Origin of the sequence: Amycolatopsis thailandensis (genome assembly GCF_002234405.1) — a bacterium.
GTDB classification, from domain to species: Bacteria; Actinomycetota; Actinomycetes; order Mycobacteriales; family Pseudonocardiaceae; genus Amycolatopsis; species Amycolatopsis thailandensis.
Genome location: NZ_NMQT01000092.1, coordinates 56487 through 75857, shown reverse-complemented (window position 1 = coordinate 75857; position 19371 = coordinate 56487). Strand labels below are relative to the sequence as shown.

Annotated in this window: 21 protein-coding genes; 13 read left to right on the top strand and 8 right to left on the bottom strand. The window is 68.8% G+C overall.

What is annotated here, in order from left to right:
- Positions 1-71: 71 nt before the first annotated feature.
- From CFP71_RS25160 to CFP71_RS25140, 5 genes are all read left to right on the top strand, one after another.
- The gene (locus CFP71_RS25160; protein ID WP_093936399.1) at positions 72-965 is read left to right on the top strand and encodes a nitrate- and nitrite sensing domain-containing protein; all 894 of its coding nucleotides are present in this window, start codon (positions 72-74) and stop codon (positions 963-965) included.
- Positions 962-2275 carry a hypothetical protein gene (locus CFP71_RS25155; RefSeq protein ID WP_093936398.1) on the top strand — a complete coding sequence of 438 codons (1314 nt, stop codon included), beginning with the start codon at positions 962-964 and terminating at the stop codon, positions 2273-2275. The genes CFP71_RS25160 and CFP71_RS25155 overlap by 4 nt, the downstream gene beginning before the upstream one ends.
- Before the next feature lie 198 nt (positions 2276-2473).
- Positions 2474-4030 (top strand): DUF1841 family protein, encoded by a 1557-nt coding sequence (locus CFP71_RS25150; RefSeq protein ID WP_093936397.1) that lies wholly within the window; start codon positions 2474-2476, stop codon positions 4028-4030.
- A 70-nt stretch (positions 4031-4100) separates the two neighbouring features.
- Positions 4101-4400 (top strand): type II toxin-antitoxin system Phd/YefM family antitoxin, encoded by a 300-nt coding sequence (locus CFP71_RS25145; protein WP_037315524.1) that lies wholly within the window; start codon positions 4101-4103, stop codon positions 4398-4400.
- Entirely contained in the window at positions 4397-4813 is a 417-nt protein-coding gene (locus tag CFP71_RS25140; protein ID WP_093936396.1) for a type II toxin-antitoxin system VapC family toxin, read from the top strand. Before CFP71_RS25145 ends, CFP71_RS25140 begins: the two co-directional genes overlap by 4 nt.
- Before the next feature lie 107 nt (positions 4814-4920).
- Here the strand turns inward: CFP71_RS25140 and CFP71_RS44280 are convergent, their stop codons facing one another.
- From CFP71_RS44280 to CFP71_RS25125, 3 genes are all read right to left on the bottom strand, one after another.
- Positions 4921-5091: a hypothetical protein gene (locus CFP71_RS44280; protein WP_167406261.1), complete on the bottom strand. Its 171-nt coding sequence runs from the start codon at positions 5089-5091 to the stop codon at positions 4921-4923.
- A 491-nt stretch (positions 5092-5582) separates the two neighbouring features.
- Entirely contained in the window at positions 5583-6515 is a 933-nt protein-coding gene (gene coaA, locus CFP71_RS25130; protein ID WP_093936394.1) for a type I pantothenate kinase, read from the bottom strand.
- Positions 6516-6677: 162 nt separating this feature from the next.
- Positions 6678-7313, bottom strand: a complete 636-nt coding sequence (locus CFP71_RS25125) for a macro domain-containing protein (RefSeq protein ID WP_093936393.1) — start codon at positions 7311-7313, stop codon at positions 6678-6680.
- A 97-nt stretch (positions 7314-7410) separates the two neighbouring features.
- Between CFP71_RS25125 and pheA the strand changes: the two genes are divergently transcribed.
- From pheA to CFP71_RS25110, 3 genes are all read left to right on the top strand, one after another.
- Positions 7411-8319, top strand: coding sequence for a prephenate dehydratase (pheA, locus tag CFP71_RS25120; RefSeq protein WP_093936392.1), 909 nt, complete (start codon positions 7411-7413; stop codon positions 8317-8319).
- Positions 8316-8936, top strand: coding sequence for a histidine phosphatase family protein (locus tag CFP71_RS25115; RefSeq protein WP_093936391.1), 621 nt, complete (start codon positions 8316-8318; stop codon positions 8934-8936). Before pheA ends, CFP71_RS25115 begins: the two co-directional genes overlap by 4 nt.
- A gap of 145 nt (positions 8937-9081) precedes the next feature.
- Positions 9082-9732 carry a DUF4232 domain-containing protein gene (locus tag CFP71_RS25110; RefSeq protein ID WP_093936390.1) on the top strand — a complete coding sequence of 217 codons (651 nt, stop codon included), beginning with the start codon at positions 9082-9084 and terminating at the stop codon, positions 9730-9732.
- A gap of 5 nt (positions 9733-9737) precedes the next feature.
- On the opposite strand, the gene CFP71_RS25105 is transcribed toward CFP71_RS25110, so the two are convergent.
- From CFP71_RS25105 to CFP71_RS25090, 4 genes are all read right to left on the bottom strand, one after another.
- The gene (locus CFP71_RS25105; protein WP_093936389.1) at positions 9738-10172 is read right to left on the bottom strand and encodes a hypothetical protein; all 435 of its coding nucleotides are present in this window, start codon (positions 10170-10172) and stop codon (positions 9738-9740) included.
- A gap of 61 nt (positions 10173-10233) precedes the next feature.
- Positions 10234-11505 (bottom strand): MFS transporter, encoded by a 1272-nt coding sequence (locus CFP71_RS25100; protein ID WP_093936388.1) that lies wholly within the window; start codon positions 11503-11505, stop codon positions 10234-10236.
- Between the two features lie 213 nt (positions 11506-11718).
- Positions 11719-12069 (bottom strand): metallopeptidase family protein, encoded by a 351-nt coding sequence (locus CFP71_RS25095; protein WP_093936420.1) that lies wholly within the window; start codon positions 12067-12069, stop codon positions 11719-11721.
- 5 nt (positions 12070-12074) lie between these two features.
- Positions 12075-13073, bottom strand: coding sequence for a septum formation family protein (locus CFP71_RS25090; RefSeq protein WP_093936419.1), 999 nt, complete (start codon positions 13071-13073; stop codon positions 12075-12077).
- A gap of 154 nt (positions 13074-13227) precedes the next feature.
- Here CFP71_RS25090 and CFP71_RS25085 point away from each other — a divergent pair, with 154 nt between their 5' ends.
- Genes CFP71_RS25085 through CFP71_RS25070 form a run of 4 tightly spaced genes read left to right on the top strand, consistent with a single transcriptional unit; the run spans position 13228 to position 16416 of the window.
- Positions 13228-13779 (top strand): DUF1190 domain-containing protein, encoded by a 552-nt coding sequence (locus CFP71_RS25085; protein WP_093936418.1) that lies wholly within the window; start codon positions 13228-13230, stop codon positions 13777-13779.
- Positions 13780-14946, top strand: coding sequence for a glutathionylspermidine synthase family protein (locus CFP71_RS25080; protein ID WP_093936387.1), 1167 nt, complete (start codon positions 13780-13782; stop codon positions 14944-14946).
- A 57-nt stretch (positions 14947-15003) separates the two neighbouring features.
- Entirely contained in the window at positions 15004-15456 is a 453-nt protein-coding gene (locus CFP71_RS25075) for a DUF350 domain-containing protein (RefSeq protein ID WP_005149563.1), read from the top strand.
- Positions 15457-15510: 54 nt separating this feature from the next.
- Positions 15511-16416 (top strand): haloalkane dehalogenase, encoded by a 906-nt coding sequence (locus tag CFP71_RS25070; protein ID WP_208636032.1) that lies wholly within the window; start codon positions 15511-15513, stop codon positions 16414-16416.
- 231 nt (positions 16417-16647) lie between these two features.
- Here CFP71_RS25070 and CFP71_RS25065 read toward each other — a convergent pair whose 3' ends face one another.
- Positions 16648-17931 (bottom strand): aspartate aminotransferase family protein, encoded by a 1284-nt coding sequence (locus CFP71_RS25065; protein ID WP_093936385.1) that lies wholly within the window; start codon positions 17929-17931, stop codon positions 16648-16650.
- A 166-nt stretch (positions 17932-18097) separates the two neighbouring features.
- Here CFP71_RS25065 and serS point away from each other — a divergent pair, with 166 nt between their 5' ends.
- Entirely contained in the window at positions 18098-19366 is a 1269-nt protein-coding gene (gene serS / locus CFP71_RS25060; protein WP_093936384.1) for a serine--tRNA ligase, read from the top strand.
- Positions 19367-19371: the final 5 nt, after the last annotated feature.

Genomic DNA, 19371 nt, shown 5'->3' with positions numbered 1-19371 from the left:
AACGTCGCTCCGCGTCGGGAAACCGATCCGGAAGGAAAGTCTTGACGTACCAGCGAAGCCTTCGCTCTCGCATGCTCTCCATCGCCTTCGTCCCGTGCGCGGCCCTGGTGCTCGTGGCGTTGTTCATCAGCGGATTCCTCGTGCAGCAGGCCATTCAAGACCGGGACGACGCCGAAAGCGGAGCGATCACCATGGTCGGGGCGAGCCGGGGGATCGCGGCGCTGCAACGGGAGCGGGCGGTCGCGTTGCGGGCGCCGGGCAGCCGTTCCGCCACGTACCTCGCGTACGCCGATCGCATCGACACCACGCTTTCGTCCCTGCGCGAGATCGCACGGACGGCTCCTGACGCCGAGGTCGGCTACCAGCAGACGATCGCCGTCGAACTCCTCACCGCCGTCGAAGGGCTGGACCGCAGCGACTCCCTCGCGGTCGCCGGGATCGATGACGAGGGACGGCGGAACTACGCCGCGGCCGTCGGCGCCTATCGGGCCAGGCTCGACGCCGTCGCCGGGAAGATGACGGAAAGTAGTCGTCAGGCGTACCGGAATCTCGTCGCGAGTGTGGACTGGAGCCGGTTCGGCGCGGTCGAAACCGCGTTGAGCGCGGCCACCCCGCCACCGGTCGGCCAGGACGCCTGGCGCGTCGCGGCCGGGGTCGTCGGCCGGTCCCTCGGCAACCTCGCCGCCCGGCAGATCGAGTATTCGGCGCAGATCGCGATCGACGGCGGACGCCGGATCTTGAGCGGCGCCCTCGCCGCCGCCGCGGCGATCGCGCTGCTCGCGGGGGTCGTGATGGCGATCGTCCTGCAGCTCGCCCGGAGGCTGCCGATCCCGATCATCCGCTGCCCGTCGCGTGTCGAAGTGAGGCCGCCGGACTGGTCACACCTGGTGAGCGATTACGCCGAAAAGAGCACGCTGTTGGCCCACACGAGTCGGCGAACCGGTCGGGCAGACTTGTCCAGGTGAGTTCCACGACGGATCTGCGCCCCTACCTGCGCACCTTGGACGCGGAGACGCTGGCGGACCTGCTGAACGCCCAGGCTGAGCGTGACCCTGCGTTACGACAGGCCTTGGAGAGTCGATTCGTCACCCAGGGGAGTGACCTCGCCGAGGCGCACCGCCTCCTCGACACCGCCGTGATGGCGGGCAACGTCGAGTACGCGGCGAAGGTCGGTTCCGTCCTCGACACGCTTCAGCGCCTTCTCGACGCGGGTAGCCGGGCCGATCTCGCGCCGCTCGCCCGCCGGACGGTGGACGACATCAGCGAGATGCTGGAGCAGATCGACGACGCTTCGGGCGAGGTCGCGGACAGGCTGGACCGGGCCGTCGAGCTGTACGCGCGGGCCTGCGTCGCGCGGCCGCCGGATCCGGAGAGCCTGGCCGACTGGATCCTCGAAGTGGAGTTCGGCGGACCCGGCTGGCCTGCCATCGAGCTGGCGGACTTCGCCTCCGCACTGGGGGACAAGGGGATCGCGCGAATCAAGTCCACTGTGGACAATGTGCTCGCGGAGCATCCGTCCGGCGTGAAACACGAGACGGCCGAGCGGTTGCGCGAGGAGCTGGCGGAGGTGTCCGGCGACGTCGACGCGCTCGTCGCGATCCTCGCCGCCAAGCCGCCGCGGGTCGACGTCAGCCTCAAGATCGTGCGGGTGCTGCGCGCGGCGGGGCGGCACAGTGAGGCCATCGCGCACGCCGCGCGGGCGCTCACGCACGACAAGAAGGAAGAGGCTCCTACGCCCGAAGAGGAACCAGTTCCCTTGTCGCGCAAGGACTTCGACGAGAATCCCGGCGCCGCGACCTACCTCGCCCTGCGCGAGGAGTCGCTGGAAACGGGGCGCTGGGTCGCTCAGCGGAAGACCGCGCTGGCCCGGTTGCGGGAGCTCGCGGCCGGAAGTGCGGACGCCGCCGACGAACTCGTCCGCGCGCTGCTCGGCGAGGATCGCGCGGACGAGGCGTGGCGGGCGGCGGTGCGTTTCGGGGCTTCTTTGCCGGTGCGCGTCGAACTCGCGGATTCGCGTTCCGTCGCCCATCCGGCCGAAACCATTCCCATCTATCGGGACCATGTCGAAGAACTGATCACCCACAAAGATCCGAACTCCTATCGCGAAGCTGCCCGGCAGCTGCGCAAACTCCGCGCGGTGCACAAAAAGGCCGGTACGGCTGAAGAATTCAGCTCATACCTGGGCACTTTGGTGGAAATACACAAACGCAAGACACGGCTGATCGCCGAGGTCAAGGCGGCGAGAATCGCGATTCCGAAACCGGTCAAGGCGTAACCGCTTCCGTCGTCGGTCGTTATTCGAAGTGAACCGAGGAAACACGGCGAAGAAGGTCGAGCCGAACGAGCGGACCGACGAAGTCGCGGTGGTCCCGAACCGGTGTCCGCCCGCGTCCTCCCCGCGACCGGGACACCGCGTTTCGCGCCCGGGACCACCGCGACGAACCGGTTCGAGGACGCGTGAAAACATGTCGCCATGAGTCCGGTCAGTCGTGCCCGCAAGAAGGCAGCTCAGCCCTCCACCCCGAGTGTGACGGGCCTCTTCAAGGACGTCCTCCGGGACTTCTCGACCCTCGGCGCCGAACCCGAGGTGCTCGACGTCGAGCTGCTGACCTCCGAGGTGCTCGGTCAGTGGTGGGAGATCGAGATCGAGGAGGGCGAGACGCCGCTGGGCATGGAGCTCATCGCGTTCGCCGAGCGGAAGATCACCCCGGCCGCGGCCGCTCTGCTCGCCGGGCTGCGAGTCTTCGCCGAGACCGACGAGGAGCGCGAGGCGGCCGCCGCCGCGCTGAACACCGTGCTGGGCCGGGGGATCCCGGAGCCGGAATGGGCCGCGGACCTCGCCGCGGTGACCGTCGGGGACTGCTGGCGGACCGGTGACGTCTTCGGCGACGAGTCCTCCCTGCTCTGTGTCTTCTCCCGCGGCGGCGTCGAGCACGGCCTGCTGGCGCTGGTCGACTTCACCGAGGGCGGCCGGATCCGCGACGTCGTCGTGGTCGACAAGCCCCAGGACGTCCTGGCCGAGATGCGGCAGCAGGCCGCCGACGACCCGGAGCTGGTCACGCTGGAGCGGGTGCTGCCCGAACGCGCCCACCAGCTGCTCGCGGACGGCCTGGCCGCGACGGACGTCGTCGAGGAACCCGACGTCAGCGAGGACTACGCGCGGTTCCACGCGCTCGCGCTGGCCTGGATCCGGGCGCTTCCCGCTCCCGAGCCCTCGCCCGAGATCACCGAATGGCCCGAGCAGGTCCGCGAAGAGGTCGTCGCCGACTTCATCGGGTCCGGGCTCGTGGAGGACACCGACGCGACGCGGTTCTACGCGCGCCTTCTCGTCGATCACGGCTGCGAGACCGAGCCGGGCAGCCCGTTGCGGGTCGGGCCCGAGAAGCTCGCCCGGTTCCTGGAGTCGCTGCTGGACGGCGAGTTCGAGGTCGACGAGGAGTACGAGGAAGCGCTGGAGCCCGCCTTGCTCGGCTGGGTCACCTGGGCTTCCGACCGCGCCGGGCTCCCCGAGCCCGCGCGCGTGGCGCTACTGGAGAGCACGACCGAGTTCCTGGAGGAGTTCGCGCAGGACGAGGACTCCGCGCTCGACGTCTACTTCGACGGTTCCGAGGGGATCGAAGACCCGGCGGAACTCGCGGAGGCGCTCGCGCGCCGGATGTTCGCCGTCCCGACGGTCTACACGGAGATCGGCGACGAGGAGCTGGAACTCGAGCCCGCCGATCCCGAACAGCGCCGTCTGCTGGTGATCGGCGAGCACCCCGAGTACCACGAGGCGCTGGCCGAGGAGACCTTCGACGGCGAGCCGAGGATGCGGCTCGCGCTCAAGACCACGATCGTCGACCAGCTCTGGGCCGACGAGCCCGCCGAGGTCTGGCAGGCCGTGCGGCGGCTGAGCGAGACCGGACAGGAGCGCGAAGAGATCTTCGACCGCCTTGTCGACGCCCTGGCCGCCCAGCTGACCGAGGCCGGCGAGCACGAGATGGACTACGACGTCGACGACTACCGGAAGGCGCTCGGCGACCTGTCCTGACCTGCCCTTTCCCGACGGCCACACCTCTCATGATCTTGCCAACCCCTCTCAATCCGTCTAGTCTGTCTAGATGGAAGCAGCAACCTGGCAAGTGCAGGACGCCAAACAGCGGCTGAGTGAGCTGCTGCGCCGGGCCGCGGCCGAAGGGCCGCAGTTCGTCACCAAACATGGAGAGGAGGTGGCCGTGGTGCTGGACATCGCGGACTACCGCAGGCTCGCCGGAGGCGGTGAGGCCGTCGATTTCAAACTCGTGCTCTCCGGTGAGCAGCACCATCCCGAATACGGGGAGGCGCTGGCCGACGTGCTGGAGGAGATCGCCGCCGAACGTGCGGAGGATCTACCGAGAGATGTCGTGGAGGTGAGCGGGTGAGCTTCCTGCTGGACACGAACATCGTGTCCGAGGCCCGGCGCCGCACCCAGAACCCGGGTTTCGCCCGCTGGTGGGGTGGGGTGTCGTCGAGCAGGCTCTATCTGAGCGCGCTGACCATCGGAGAGATCGAGAGGGGGATAAGCAAACTCAGGCATCGAGGAGAACAGGACAGGGAGCGTGCGGACGGGCTGACCGACTGGCTGGCCGGGCTCACCGCGCAGTTCTCGGAACGGATCCTTCCGGTGACGGCCGAGATCGCGGCCGAATGGGGCAGGCAGTACGCGCCGCGGAAAGTGCCGTCGGTCGACGGGCTGATCGCCGCGACCGCCCGGGTCCACGAGCTGACCCTGGTGACGCGGAACCTCGCCGACATGTCGGGGCTCGGAGCCCAGGTGTACAACCCGTTCGACTGAGCCCGGGCTCCGGGAAGTTCCGGTGCCGAGAAACGGATCAAGACGTCCGGACGGCTTGATCGGCCCAGGCGATATTCAGCTCAGGCGATGTTCAACTCAGGCGATGTTCAACTCAGAGGTGCCGCGGGGGTGCCCTTGCTCTCCGTGACTTGCTGCTTCTTCCGGCGGCGGTCCCCGCGGGCGTCGTCGAAGTCGACGACGAAGGCGCCCGCGGCCATGGCCACCAGGAGTGCGAGTCCGAGAATCGAGCCGACCCAGGTCAGGATGATCGAGAACATCGTGAGCCTCCTCCCTGCTCAAAGTCTCTTTTCGAGACCTCTTGAACCCCTGACACAAGGGTCGCCTCGGGGGGCTGTAGCCGGTATCGGCCAACCGGTTACACGTACTGAGCGTTGATCGGCCGATCGGCCGAGGAAAGCCGCCCATCGGTCGCGGTGCGCGACAGGCCGGTGACCGAGGCTCGCCGGTGGTGCGAGGGCTGGTCCTTGTGAGGGAACAGCCGGAAATCGCTCGCGTGAGGGGCTTCCGCCGAAGTGATCTTGAAAGTCGCCGTGAACGATCGCCGTGAGTAGAGATTCCGTGCGTGACCGATCACTCAGTGTCCCCGTAGGCGACCTCGTCGCACGTGATCACAAGCCGCACAGCCGAGTTCCGAGTCCCATCACGTGAGTTCCGCCTTCGATCACGTGAGTTCCGGCTTCAGTCACGTGAGTTCCGGCTTCGAGCACGCGAGTCTCGCCGTCCGATCGAGGATCGACCAGGCCCCGGTTCAGAGTTTGCGCAGCCGGACCCGGTTGATCGCGTGGTCGGCGTCCTTGCGGAGGACGAGGGTCGCGCGGGGCCGCGTCGGCTTGATGTTCTCCATCAGGTTCGGTTCGTTGATCGTGCGCCACAGATGGCGTGCCTCGGCTCGTGCCTCGTCGTCCGGGAGGCCGGCGAAGTGGTGGAAGTGCGACGCGGGGTCCGCGAACGCGGTGTGCCGCAGCTTGAGGAAGCGCTCGACGTACCAGCGTTCGATGTCGGTCGTCGCCGCGTCCACGTAGATCGAGAAGTCGAACAGATCGGAGACGCTGAGCCGAGGGCCGGGCTGGAGGACGTTCAACCCTTCGAGGATCAGGATGTCGGGTCGCTGAACGACCTGTTCCTCGTCGGGAAGGATGTCGTAGGCGAGGTGCGAGTACACCGGCGCGCTGACCCGTTCCGCGCCGGATTTCACCTCGGTGACGAAGCGCAGCAGCGCCCGCCGGTCGTAGCTCTCCGGGAAACCCTTGCGGTGCATGATCCCGCGCCGCACCAGTTCCGCCCGCGGGTGGAGGAACCCGTCGGTGGTGACCAGGTCGACCCTGGGGTGGTCCGGCCAGCGGGCGAGCAGAGTGCGCAGGATGCGCGCGGTGGTCGACTTGCCGACGGCGACGCTTCCGGCGATCCCGATGATGTACGGCACCTTGGTGCCCCGGCTGTCTTCACCGAGAAAGGTGGTGGTGGCTTCGTACAACCGTTGCCGGGCGGCGACCTGGAGATTGATCAGCCGGGAGAGCGGCAGGTAGACCTCGGCGACCTCGGCGAGATCGACCTGTTCGCCGAGACCGCGCAGCCGCAGCAGCTCGGCGGCCGTCAGTGGCAGGGGAGTCGACCTGCGCAACTCGCGCCACTGCTCACGGTGCAGCTCGACGTAGGGACTGAGCTCACGGACCCGCGGCATCGCACACTCCTCGCCCGTCGCCTGCGCTGGCGCCGTACAAAACCGTGTTGACGAGTTCTCGGCGGTGAACGTGCCGCGAACCGGATGAAGCCGCTTTAACGGTAGGGCTTACGGCTCGTGAACGCGCTTCGATGTGATGTACCCCGCTTCGGGGCGTTACCGTCAGTTACGGGGGCGGCCGGGGGCGAAGACCTCGTCCCACGCCGCGGCGACCTGCCGGGCGCACGAGGCGGGCGCGACCCCGCCGACGCCGGTACCGAGTCCGGGCATCGCGATCGTGTGCACCAGATCACGGACCCTGCCCTGGTCGACGCTGCCGTCGCGCCACTGCTGGAACACCGCCCTGGCGGCCAGGTACGGGTGCACGGTGTCGCGCGGGAGGCTTTCGCCGGGTTCCCGCATCGTCGGCGCGCTGATGAGCCAGGCGGGCTCCGCCTCGCCGGTGGGCACGATCACCGCTTCACCGATCGGCAGTTCCCCGCCGTGATAGGCGAGGACGGCGCTGCGCACGTTCTGCTCGACATCCGGGTACGCGCGGGCGTAGACGGCGTCGATGCCGCCGCGCATCCAGCCGTAGGAGTTCGCGGGGCTGACGACGGCCTGTGCGACGACGTCGAGCACGGACCCGCGGTGCACGAAGACCCGGCCGTCCACAGTGTCCGCGACGGTGGTCCAGGCCTGCGCGAGCAGGTCATCGACGGCGCACAGCACCAGCTCCGGAGTGGGACGGTCCGGCAGGGGAGCGAACGAGGAGCCGACATCCTCTCGGCCGGTGTGCGTGCCCGGTTCGGCGGTCACGCCCTAAGCATGGCAAAAAAAGCCACTTGGCGTAACCGGTGCGCGTACCGGCTGTCCGAGTGAAAGTCGCCACCCGCGGCGTGCGTAATCTGGCGGGGTGTCACGGATCGCCTACTTCGGCCCCCAGGGAACCTTCACCGAACAGGCCGCGCGCCGGCTCGCTCCCGGCGAGGAGCTGATCCCCGCCGAGACCATCCCGGCGGCACTGGCCGCGGTGCGTTCGGGCACGGCCGACGCGGCCTGCGTCCCGATCGAGAACTCCGTGGAGGGCGCGGTCACCGCCACCCTCGACAGCCTGAGCGAGGCCGAACCGCTCGTCGCGGTGGCGGAGGCGCTGCTGCCGGTCCACTTCAGCGTGCTGACCCGCCCCGGCACGACCGAGATCCACACCGTGGCGAGCCACCCGCACGCGCTCGCCCAGGTCCGGCATTGGGTCGAGGCGAACCTGCCCGGCGCGCGTCCGGTCGCGACGTCGTCCACCGCCGCGGCGGCGGTCGCGGTCGACGCGGGCGAGTTCGACGCCGCCGTCACCGCGCCGGTCGCCGTCGAGCACTACCCGCTTCAGGTGCTGGCCACCGAGGTCGCCGACGTCCGTGACGCCAAGACCCGGTTCCTGCTGGTCCGTGCGCCCGGCGAGCTGCCGGGGCCGACCGGGGCCGACCGCACGTCGATCGTCGCCGCCGCGACGAACCGGACCGGCGCACTGGCGGAACTGCTCACCGAGCTGGCGGTCCGCGGGATCAACCTGACCAAGCTGGACGCCCGGCCGACCAGGAACAACTTCGGCGAGTACCGGTTCTTCATCGACTTCGAGGGCCACGTGGCCGAGCCCCGGATCGGCGACGCGCTGGCCGCGTTGCGCCGCCGGTGCCGCAACGTCCGGTTCCTCGGCTCCCACCCGCGCGCGGACAACGGCACGACCGAGATCGAGCCGGGCGCCGCCAACGAGGATTTCACCGACGCGATCGGCTGGGTCGAGTCGGTACGGAAGGGAGCACAGGCGTGAAACTTCTCCTCGTCCGCCACGGCCAGACCGACGGCAACGTGCGGGGCGCGCTGGACACCGCGCTGCCCGGACCGCCGCTCACCGAGCTGGGCCGGGAACAGGCCCGGGACCTCGCGACGCGGCTCGACGGCGAGCCGATCGTCGCGGTCTACGCCTCGCAGGCCATCCGCGCCCAGCAGACCGCGGCACCGCTGGCCGCCAAGCTCGGTTTCGACGTCCAGGTCGTCGACGGCGTGCACGAGGTCGCCGCCGGAGAGCTCGAAGGCAAGACGGACAAGGACTCGATCACGACCTACATGAGCGTCGTGCGCCAGTGGACGCTCGGCGAACTCGACCCGCCGATCCCCGGCGGCGAGACCGGCACGCAGGTCCGCACCCGGATGCTCGACGCGGTCGCCCGGCTGCGCGCCAAGCACGAACAGGCGGATCCCGACGGCACGGTGGTCCTGGTCAGCCACGGCGGCGCCATCCGGCTGGGCGGCGAATGGCTCGCCGGCAACGTGACCGCCGAGGTCGCCAATCGGGCCCTCATCCCGAACACCGGCGTCGTCGAACTCGTCTCGACCCCGGCCGGCTGGTCCTGCCTCACCTGGGCGGACGTTCCCGTCGAACGCTGACCAGGCACGTTTGCCTCCGCTCCCGCCGGGGAATACACCCCACAAGATCGATTAACACCTTGTGGGGAATTAACCGGTTGAGCGCAACCCACTGGGCGGACAACACGTCTACTGAACGGTGGGTCACCCGGCTACAGGGAGGCGAATGACCATGGTTCGTTCGAAGATCATCTCCATCGGCGGGCTCGTCGCGGGCACCGCCGGGCTCCTGCTGCTCAGCGCCTGCGGTTCGCAAAGCACGCCTGTCGCGCAGAACTCGTCCATGCCGCCGTCCAGTTCGGCGCCGGAGACCTCGGCCGCGCCCAGCGCGAGCTCTTCGAGCCCGGCGCCGACCTCGCAGCCCGCCGAGGCGCCCCCTCCGGCGTCGAAGAGCGACGGGCTCTGCAAGGCGGGGGACGTCAAGCTCTCCGTCGCGGGCGGCGACGGGGCCGCCGGGACGGTGTACCGCACGCTCGTCATCACCAACACGAGCGGGCACCAGTGCACCATCCAGGGCTTCCCCGGCGTCTCCTACGTGACCGGGGCGGACGGCCACCAGGTCGGCGAGGCCGCGTTCCGCACCGGTGACAAGGGCGGGCCGGTCCAGCTGAACAACGGCGAGAGCGCGTCCACGGACATCGGCTTCGTGAACGTCCGCAACTACGACGAGGCGGCCTGCAAGCCCACCGAGACCCGAGGCCTGCGGGTGTACCTGCCGCAGGAGACGGCGTCGAACTTCGTGGCGGTGCAGGGGCTCGGCTGCGCGGGGAAGGTCCCGGGCAACCAGCTGACCGTCAAGACGGTCCACAAGGGCTAGCGAAATCAGAGCTGGGTGCAGAGCTGTTCGGCCTGCGCCACGTGCCGCTGACCGGAGATGTCGTTGAAGTGCAGGCTGAACACCATCCGGCTGACACCGTCGATGTGTTCGGCCAGCGGCCGGTAGGTGTCGTTGGCGGCGGCCGCCGCGGCGGAGAGTTCGCGCGCGGCCGTCATCCGGTGCAGGACCTCGGGGGCCAGTACGGCCACGGTCCGGTCGCCGGGGGAGTCGGTGGTGTCCGGGATCGTGCCGACCCTGGCCAGTGCCTGGCACGCGTCTTGCGCGTCTTCGAGAGCCCCCGCGTTGACGCCCGAGAGCGCCCACAGCATGCCGATCACCCCGCCGCCGATCACGAAACCGGCGACGGCCGTGAGCACTTGCGGGCGTCTGGAAGGTTCGGTCGTCTCCACGCCGGCCTCCGGCACCAGTGTCTGCTGCATCGCGGACCTCCCGTCACCAGCTGGCGGTGATGGGCTATTTCAGCACCAAAGGCCTTGGTTTTCACTGGTCTTGGTGGAGAACCCGGACCTCCGTGGCCGTTTCGTCATCGAAGGCGCCTCGCCGTAACGAGACGAACGCGAAACCGGCTACGCCGAACAGCAGCAGCCCCGACGTCAGGAACGTCCGGGCAGGGGGGCCGAGGGCGTGGGTGAGGAGCCCGCCGAGCAGCGCGCCGATCGGGATCGCTCCCCAGACGACGGTGCGCCACACGCCGAGGATCCGGCCGAGCAGTTCGCCCGGGACGAGTTTGTGCCGTGCCGTCCCCAACACGATGTTCACCGCGACGACGGCCGCCGCGAACAGGCCGAACAGGGCGGCCCCGGCGATCGGCGAGCTGGTCAGGCCCATGCCGGTGAACGCCACGCCGCAGCAAGCCGTGCCTCCGATGAGGACCGCGCGACGGCTGGACACCTTGACCAGCCGCGGAGCCACCCCCGCGCCCAGCAAGCCACCGATGCCGCCGACGAGCGCGAAGACCCCGAAGGCCGCTTCGCTGAGACGCAGGAAGTCGATCGCGTACAGCACCAGCTGCGCCTGCGCGAGTTCGCTGACCAGGCTGATCAATCCGGCGACGACGACCAGGCGCAGCACCAGCCCGCTGTGCTTCAGCCAGCGGAAACCTTCCGCCAGCTCGGTGCGAAGCGCGGTACGCGAGCTCTCGGAGGCTTCGGTCGAGGGGCGGGCCCGGTAGCTTCCGGCGAGGCCGATCAGCACGACCGCCGCGATCGCGAAGCCCACCGAGTTGAGCAGGAACGGGAAGGCCGCGAAGAGCGCGAAGGTGGCGCTACCGATAGGGCCGCCGAGGAAGGTCTGACCGACGATCTCGCAGGCCTGGAGCTTGCTGTTCGCGCCGTCGAGCGAACCCTCGCCGACGACCGCCGGGATGAGCACGTTCGCGGCGCTGTCGGCGACCACCTCCGCGACGCCGATGAGCAGGGCGGCGACGTAGACCATCCAGATCGTCACGCCGCCGGCCGCGACCAGGGCGGCCGTCCCGCCGACGACCACGGCGCGGGCGCTGTTCGCGAGGATCATCGCGCGCCGCCGGTCGATCCGGTCCAGGAGCGCGCCCGCCGAGAGCGCGAACAGCAGCCAAGGCAGGAACTGGGTCGCCGAGAGACCGGCGATGAGCAGCGGATCGCGGGTCAGGGTGACCGCGAGCAGCGGGAACGCGACCTTGCCGATCCCGTCGCCGAGGTTCGACGCCGCACTGGACGCGAGCAGCCAGCGCAACCGCCGGTCCCCGCGCCCGCGCACCGTCGACTCGGCCATGCACCGCCTCCCCAGGCATTCGCCGGCGACGGCCGACGACAACGTGTCGAAAGTTTAGCGGGGCTGTCGCTCAAAGTGGTGGGGTTGTTACGTCCAGTTAAGAATCCGGAGAACCCTTGGTGCCCCACGCACAAAAGTCACCCACCATGCCCCCTCCGGAGCGGAATCCGCCGGGAGGGAGCAAGGGACCTTTGCTATCGCCCGTCCGGCGGCTCAGCCCCAGCCGAGTTCGTGCAGCCGCGCGTCGTCGATGCCGAAATGGTGGCCGACCTCGTGGACCACCGTGATCAGCACCTCCTCGACCACGTCCTCCTCGGTGTCGCACATTTCCAGCAGCGGGCGCCGGTAGATGGAGATCCGGTCAGGCAGCACCCCGCCGTACTCGTGGGTCCGTTCCGTCAGCGCGACACCGTGATAGAGCCCCAGGATCGTGGGCGACTCCTCGTTGAACTCTTCGACGAGGACCACCACGTTGTCCATCGCGTCCGCGAACTCGGGCGGGAGCTCGTCCAGCGCCTCCGACACCAGCTCCTCGAAGCGCTGCTGGGTCATTTCGACCGGCACTCCGATCACCCGCCGGTCTTCGGAGCGGAGGAGGAAGCGGGCGGGCCGCCGCCGTCGGAAGGCGGGGCCTCACCGTTGCCGACCTTGACGCTCCCGGTGACCGGGGCGAGCCCCTTGTTGTCCGGCAGGACCGCCGCCACCTTGCAGTTCACCAGCGTCGAGCCGGCGTCCCAGCTCTCCTGCTCGCGGACGTCCCAGCTGAGGATGACCTTCTTCGCGGCCAGGTCCGCGTTTCCGGTGTACTCCTGCGCGGCCGTCGAGCATTCGGTGTCCAGCCAGGTGTTCTGCTCCCCCTGCGACGGGTAGCCGTCCTTGAACTTCGTCTTGAGGTCGATCGTCGCGATCATCTCGTACGAATGGGGCTGGGCGCAGTCGATCGGGTCGCCGAAGCTGTTGTTGAGCAGCGCTAGGCAGGTGCCCGGCTCCCACACGGCGGACTGGTCCTGCTCCTTCGCCGGTCCCTTGGTCGGCTGCAGCTTGCCGCCCTGACCCGCCCATTGCAGACCGCACCGCAGCTGCCTGTCGCCGTCTTCCCACTGCGCGGGCGTCGGCCGGAGCAGGTTCATGCTCAGCTTGCCGTACGGATCCAGCGTGCGGCCGAGGTACGGCTTGACGTCGACGGTGCAGCGGGACCGGGAGATCTCCTGCCACTGCTCCAGGTTCGGGCTGGGCACCCCCGCCGGGTACTGCGCGCCGATGTCGACGATGCTGGTGACCTCGAACAAGTGGGACTCCGCGCATGAGACGCGCTTCGCGTCGGTGGCGTCCGGGTTGTTCCAGGTCAGGCAGGTCCCCGGGGGAGACTGGAACGCTTCGGCCGCGGCGGGCGACAGTTTGGGGGCGCCGCCGCCCGCACCGCCCTCCGGGCCCACGTTCCACGAGAAAGCCACACTCAGCGAAAGCGCGATGATCGCGCCCAGGAACACACCGGCCATGACGAGCCGGGTGCGCAGGGTAGTCAGCGCGTTTCGCGGATAACGGAACCGCTCGGCCTGTTGAGACATCCACTCCATGATGCCCGCGCCGCACGTAAGGTGCGCGTACCGGGTGGTTAGTGTTGGACACGGGTTCGGGCCGGCGGGCGATTACGGAGCTTCGATGACGCAGGATGACAACCAGGGGGCACAGACTCCTCAGGAGCCGCCCAAGCGCGGCACCATGCGCTTTCAGGACGGCAGCACGCAGGCGCGGCAGCCGTCGCTCGCCGAGCAGCGGGCGCGACAGCAGGCGCTGGCGGAGCAGGAACGTCAGGAGGCGCAGGCCGCGGAAGCCGCGCGCGTCGCCGAGAAGAAGTCGTCGACCAAGAAGAAACTCCTGATCGGCACGGGGGTGACCGTCGGGCTGGTCGGCTTGGTCGCGACGTTCTACACCGTCGCGAAGCCGACCGAGGTGACCGCGACCTGCACCACCAAGGACGGGATCGTCGACCAGGACGACAACTGCGACGAAAACTACGTGCGGTCGCACGGTGGTTACTCCAGTGGCGGTTTCTTCTTCATCCCGATCGGTGGCGGCGGGTACAACAGCTACCGCTACAACTACGGCGGCACTGGCGCGATCGGGCAGCGGGTGTCCGGCGGTTCGTACGACCCGCCCTCGTCACGGGCGAACGTCAGCACCAAATCGGGCAAGTCCGTCCAACGCGGCGGTTTCGGCATCAGCGGCAAGAGCGGTACCTCCGGCGGTACCGGCAAGAGCGGGGGCTCGTAGTTGTATCGGGATTCCAAGCCGCCCCGGCGGGACTGGCAGCGCATCGTCGAGGAACAGGGCCTGGTCTTCGGCACCCCCGCCCGTGACGGCGCCGGCAAGTCCAGGCCGTACTGGGACGAGTCGGTCCACTACGTCTTCGACATGGACGAGATCCTGTCCGTCGAGGCGGACGTCGAATTGCTGCACTCGATGTGCCTCGAAGCCGTCGACAACGTGATCACCACGGAGCAGTACCACCGCTTCGGCATCCCCGAGTGGGTCTGGCCGCATATCGCGGAGTCGTGGAAGCGGCAGGATCCGCACGTCTACGGCCGGTTCGACCTGCGCTACGACGGCAAGAGCCCGGCGAAGCTGCTCGAATACAACGCCGACACCCCGACTTCGCTGCTCGAAGCCGCGGTGCTCCAGTGGCACTGGAAGACCGCGATCTTCCCCGACGACGACCAGTGGAACTCGATCCACGAGAAGCTGGTCGAGCGCTGGGGCGAGCTCGCCGAAAAGCTGCCCTCCAACGAGCTGCACTTCACCTGGTCGTCCGCCGATCCGTCCGGTGAGGACCACGTGACGACGGCGTACCTGCAGGAGACCGCGGCCGAGGCCGGACTCGACACCGTCGGCCTGTCGATCGAGGAGATCGGCTGGGACCCGGTGCTCAAGCGGTTCGTCGACCTCGAAGAGGCGCAGATGGCGACCGTGGTGAAGCTCTACCCGTGGGAATGGGTGGTCGACGAGGAGTTCGGCCGCTTCGCCGTCGAGACCATGCCGCGCACGCTGTGGGTCGAGCCGCTGTGGAAGATGATCCTCTCCAACAAGACGCTGCTCGCGATCCTGTGGGAGAACTACCCGGGCCACCCGAACCTGCTGCCCGCCTTCGCCGACGACCCCGGTCTGCTGACCGAGTACGTCCGCAAGCCGAAACTCGGCCGCGAGGGCGCGAACGTGCAGATCGTCGCCACCGGGTACGAGACGCAGACCGACGGTGTCTACGGCGCGGAAGGGTACGTCTACCAGGCGTTCGACCCGCTCCCGGAGTTCCAGGGCTACCGCCCCGCGCTGGGCGCGTGGATCGTCGGGGACCAGGCCGCCGGCCTCGGGATCCGCGAGACCGCGGGCCTCGTCACGGACGACGGTGCGGCGTTCGTCCCGCACCGCATCGTCGAGACGTGATAGAAGCAACCGCACAAACCTGACATTCTCGACCTTGTACCTCTCCGGGAGAACGCTGTGACCACCACCCTTGCGCTGTCCGACACGTTCGGCTCCGACCTCGTGCGGGGGATCGGCGCGATCCTGCTGTACGGCGTCGTCGGCCTGCTGATGATGTTCGCCGGGTTCTGGGCGATCGACTGGACCACGCCCGGCAAGCTTTCCCAGCTGGTCACCCGCGGCCTCCCGAACGCGGTCATCGTCACCGCGTCGGGCCTGCTTTCGATGGCCTTCATCATCGTCGTGGCGATCGCGAACTCCGCCAGCGATCTGACCGAGGGCCTCATCACCTCGCTGGTCTACGGCCTGCTCGGCATCATCGTGCAGGTGCTCGCGGTCCGGCTGCTGGAGTGGGCGACCCGGATCGACATCCGCTCGACCATCGAGAGCGAGAAGTTCGCCCCGGCCAGCGTCGTGGTGGCCTCCGCGCACCTGGCCCTCGGCCTGATCGTGGCCGTCGCCATCTCGTGATCTTCTGACGTCCGCAATCGGCATGGGCGCACGATTCCCACTACCGTGGGAGTCGTGCGCCTTTTGAGGACTCCGGACGACCGATTTTCGGACCTGCCCGATTTCGACTTCGAACCGCGCTACGCGGAACTCGTCGACCTTCACGGCGGCGTGATCAGAGTGGGTTACGTGGAGGCCGGACCCGAGGACGGGCCACCCGTCCTCCTGCTGCACGGTGAACCCACTTGGTCCTACCTCTACCGCAAGGTCATCCCGGTGCTCGCCGACGCCGGACTGCGCGCCATCGCGCCCGACCTGGTCGGCTTCGGTCGATCCGACAAACCCGGCGACATGGTCGACCACACCTACCAACGGCACGTCGAATGGATGCGCGCGTTCGCCTTCGACGTGCTCGACCTGACCGACGTCACCCTGGTCGGCCAGGACTGGGGCGGCCTGATCGGCCTCCGGCTGGTCGCCGAGAACCCCGACCGCTTCGCCCGGGTCGTCGCGGCCAACACCGGCCTCCCCACCGGCGACGGCGACATGCCGGAGATCTGGCACAAGTTTCGCGAGACCATGGAGAACGCCCAGGTCATCGACGTCGGACGGTTCGTCCAGTCGGGCTGCCAGACCAAGCTGTCCGAGGGGGTGCGCGCCGCCTACGACGCGCCCTTCCCGAACGAGATGTACAAGGCCGCGCCGCGCGCGATGCCGTCGCTCGTCCCGATCACCCCGGACGACCCGGCGTCGGCCGCCAACCGGGCCGCGCTGAAGGTCCTCACGGAACTGGACAAGCCGTTCCTGGTCTCGTTCTCCGACGGCGACCCGATCACCGCGCCGTGGGGTCTCGAACTGCGGGCCTCGATGCGCGGCGCCCGGGAACTCGAGCATCCGACGATCACCGGCGCCGGGCACTTCCTCCAGGAAGACGCCGGGGTGCGGCTGGGCGAGGTCATCGCCCGCTTCGCGACCTCCTGACGCTTGCCGGAAGACGCGTGATCGAAGGCCGAACACGCGTGACTGAGGGCGGATCTCGCGTGTTTGGAGACGGAACCCGGGTGTTCCGCCCCCAAGCACGCGAGATCCGGCTGCAGACACGCGTCTGACGGACGGCGCGCCCGCTTTCGCCCGTTTCCGGAGTGCGGACGCGTGTCATAAGGGGTCCCCTTAAGACGAAATTTGTCCTAAGGGGACCCCTCATGACACTCGTCAGGAGATGGCGGCCAGGGAGTCGGTGATGATCCCGAGGCCTTCCGCCGCCTCGTCGGCGGTCAGCGTCATCGGCGGCGCGATCCGCAGCACGTTGCCGTGCAGCCCGCCCTTGCCGATCAGCAGCCCGCGCGCCTTGGTCTCTTCCATCATCCGCGCCGCGGCCCCCGGGTCGGGCTCCAGGCCGCCCGGCCGCACCAGCTCGACGCCGATCATCAGGCCCTTGCCGCGGACATCCCCGATCAGCGGATGCCCCGAAGCGCGCAGACCGGACAGCAGCTCGTTGCCTCGCGCGAGCGCGTTGGCCTGGAGGTCGTGGTCGGCGATGTGGTCGAGCACCGCGGCCGCGCCCGCCATCGCGACCGGGTTGCCGCCGAAGGTCGAGATCGAGTTCGCGGTCAGGCAGTCGACCAGGTCGCCGCGGGCGACGAGGCCGCCGATCGCGAGGCCGTTCCCGAGGCCCTTCGCGAAGGTCATCGCGTCGGGGACGACGTCGTGCGCCTGGATCCCCCAGTAGTGTTCCCCGGTCCGTCCCCAGCCGGTCTGGACCTCGTCGGAGATGAACAGGATCCCGTACTGGTCGAGGACCTCCTTCATCGCCTTGAACAGGCCGTCCGGCGGCGAGCTGAACCCGCCGACCCCCTGGATCGGCTCGGCGATCATGCAGGCGACGTCGCCAGAAGTGCCCGTCTCCAGCACGTCCACCAGGTCCGCGACGCACGCGTCGATGTACTCCGTGTCCGAAAGCGCCCGGAACGGGCTGCGGTACCGGTAGCCGCCGTGCACGTAGCTCACCTTCACCGGGCTGAGCGACGACGCCGACCAGCCGCGGTTGCCCGTGATGCCGACCGTCGCGAACGACCGCCCGTGGTACGAGTTCCGCATCGCCAGCACCTGGTTGCTGCGCCGGTACTGGGTGGCGAGCATGAGCGCGGTGTCGTTGGCTTCGGTCCCGGAGTTGGTGAAGAACACCTTCGCGTCCGGGATGCCGGAAAGCTTCGCGATCCGCTCGGCCAGTTCGACCTGCGAGCGGATCAGGTACAGCGTGGAGGTGTGCAGGATCCCGGTGTCGAGCTGCTTGCGCACGGCGTCGCTGATCGCCGAGACGTCGTAGCCCATCGAGTTCGTCAGGATGCCCGCGAAGAAGTCGAGATAGCTCCGCCCGGTCGAGTCGATGACCCGGCGGTCCTGCGCGTGCACGATCTCGATCGGCTCGTCGTAGTAGAGCGCCAGCCACGACGGCAGTACCGCCTTGTGCCGCGCCAGCAGGTCCGCGTCGGTCATCGGGTTTCTCCGTCCGCAGCAGGGAATCCGGGGCCGGGCTCAGTATGGGGACGGCCCGAAACGGGCGACAACGATCAGACTGTCGGGTTCTCCGCGGCGGCCCGCACAGTCTGTACGGGGAAACTGCCTCGAAGTGCGCGAAGGCCACGGACTACCCTCAGCTCTCGTGATTGACCCCAGGACTCTGCGCGATGACCCGGACGTCGTGCGCGCTTCGCAGCGCGCCCGTGGCGAGGACGAAGGAGTGGTCGACAAGCTGCTCTCCCTCGACTCCCGTCGCCGGTCTTCGATCGCCGCCGCCAACACGCTGCGCGCCGAGCAGAAGTCGCTGGGCAAGCTCGTCCCGAAGGCGCAAGGCGACGAACGGGCCGCGCTGCTCGCCAAGGCGAAGGACCTCGCCGCCCAGGTGAAAGCCGCCGAGGTCGAGCAGACCGAGGCTTCGGAGGAGTTCGAGCAGCTGCACCGCGTGGTGCCGAACCTCGTCCACCCCGACGCGCCCGAAGGCGGCGAGGACGACTTCGTCGTGCTCAAGCACGTCGGCGAGCCGAAGAAGTTCGACTTCAAGCCCAAGGATCACCTCGAACTCTGCGAGGGCCTCGGCGCGCTCGACATGGAGCGCGGCGCGAAGGTCTCGGGATCGCGGTTCTACTTCCTCACCGGCATCGGCGCCCAGCTGCAGCTCGGCCTGCTGAACATGGCCATCGCGCAGGCGAGCGCGAACGGCTTCACCCCGATGATCACGCCGACCCTGGTCCGGCCGGAGATCATGGCGGGCACCGGATTCCTCGGCGCGCACTCGTCGGAGGTCTACCGGCTGCGCGACGACGACCTGTACCTCGTCGGCACCTCCGAGGTCCCGCTCGCCGGCTACCACGCCGACGAGATCCTCGACCTCGGCGACGGCGCGAAGCGCTACGCGGGCTGGTCGTCCTGCTACCGCCGCGAGGCCGGTTCGTACGGCAAGGACACCCGCGGCATCATCCGCGTCCACCAGTTCGACAAGGTCGAGATGTTCGTCTACACGCGTCCCGAGGACGCCGAGGCCGAGCACGCGCGCCTGCTGGACTGGGAAGAGCAGATGCTCGCCAAGATCGAGGTCCCGTACCGGGTGATCGACACCGCCACCGGCGACCTCGGCACGTCGGCGTACCGGAAGTTCGACTGCGAGGCGTGGGTGCCGTCGCAGGAGGCCTACCGCGAGCTGACCTCGACGTCGAACTGCACGACGTTCCAGGCCCGCCGCCTCGGCATCCGCTACCGCGACGAAGACGGCCGCCCGCAGACCGTCGCCACGCTGAACGGCACGCTCGCCACCACCAGGTGGATCGTCGCGATCCTGGAGAACCATCAGCTCGAAGACGGTTCCGTCCGGGTCCCCGAAGCGCTTCGTCCCTTCCTCGGCGGAACCGAGGTGCTCACGCCGACATCGAAGTAGGGTCC

Bases quoted from the DNA above. Each gene is read 5' to 3' on its own strand.
- CFP71_RS25160 (WP_093936399.1), top strand. From the start codon at position 72: ATGCTCTCCATCGCCTTCGTCCCGTGCGCGGCCCTGGTGCTCGTGGCG.
- CFP71_RS25150 (WP_093936397.1), top strand. From the start codon at position 2,474: ATGAGTCCGGTCAGTCGTGCCCGCAAGAAGGCAGCTCAGCCCTCCACC.
- CFP71_RS25145 (WP_037315524.1), top strand. From the start codon at position 4,101: ATGGAAGCAGCAACCTGGCAAGTGCAGGACGCCAAACAGCGGCTGAGT.
- CFP71_RS44280 (WP_167406261.1), bottom strand. From the start codon at position 5,091: ATGTTCTCGATCATCCTGACCTGGGTCGGCTCGATTCTCGGACTCGCA.
- coaA (WP_093936394.1), bottom strand. From the start codon at position 6,515: ATGCCGCGGGTCCGTGAGCTCAGTCCCTACGTCGAGCTGCACCGTGAG.
- CFP71_RS25110 (WP_093936390.1), top strand. From the start codon at position 9,082: ATGACCATGGTTCGTTCGAAGATCATCTCCATCGGCGGGCTCGTCGCG.
- CFP71_RS25105 (WP_093936389.1), bottom strand. From the start codon at position 10,172: ATGCAGCAGACACTGGTGCCGGAGGCCGGCGTGGAGACGACCGAACCT.
- CFP71_RS25100 (WP_093936388.1), bottom strand. From the start codon at position 11,505: ATGGCCGAGTCGACGGTGCGCGGGCGCGGGGACCGGCGGTTGCGCTGG.
- CFP71_RS25090 (WP_093936419.1), bottom strand. From the start codon at position 13,073: ATGTCTCAACAGGCCGAGCGGTTCCGTTATCCGCGAAACGCGCTGACT.
- CFP71_RS25085 (WP_093936418.1), top strand. From the start codon at position 13,228: ATGCGCTTTCAGGACGGCAGCACGCAGGCGCGGCAGCCGTCGCTCGCC.
- CFP71_RS25065 (WP_093936385.1), bottom strand. From the start codon at position 17,931: ATGACCGACGCGGACCTGCTGGCGCGGCACAAGGCGGTACTGCCGTCG.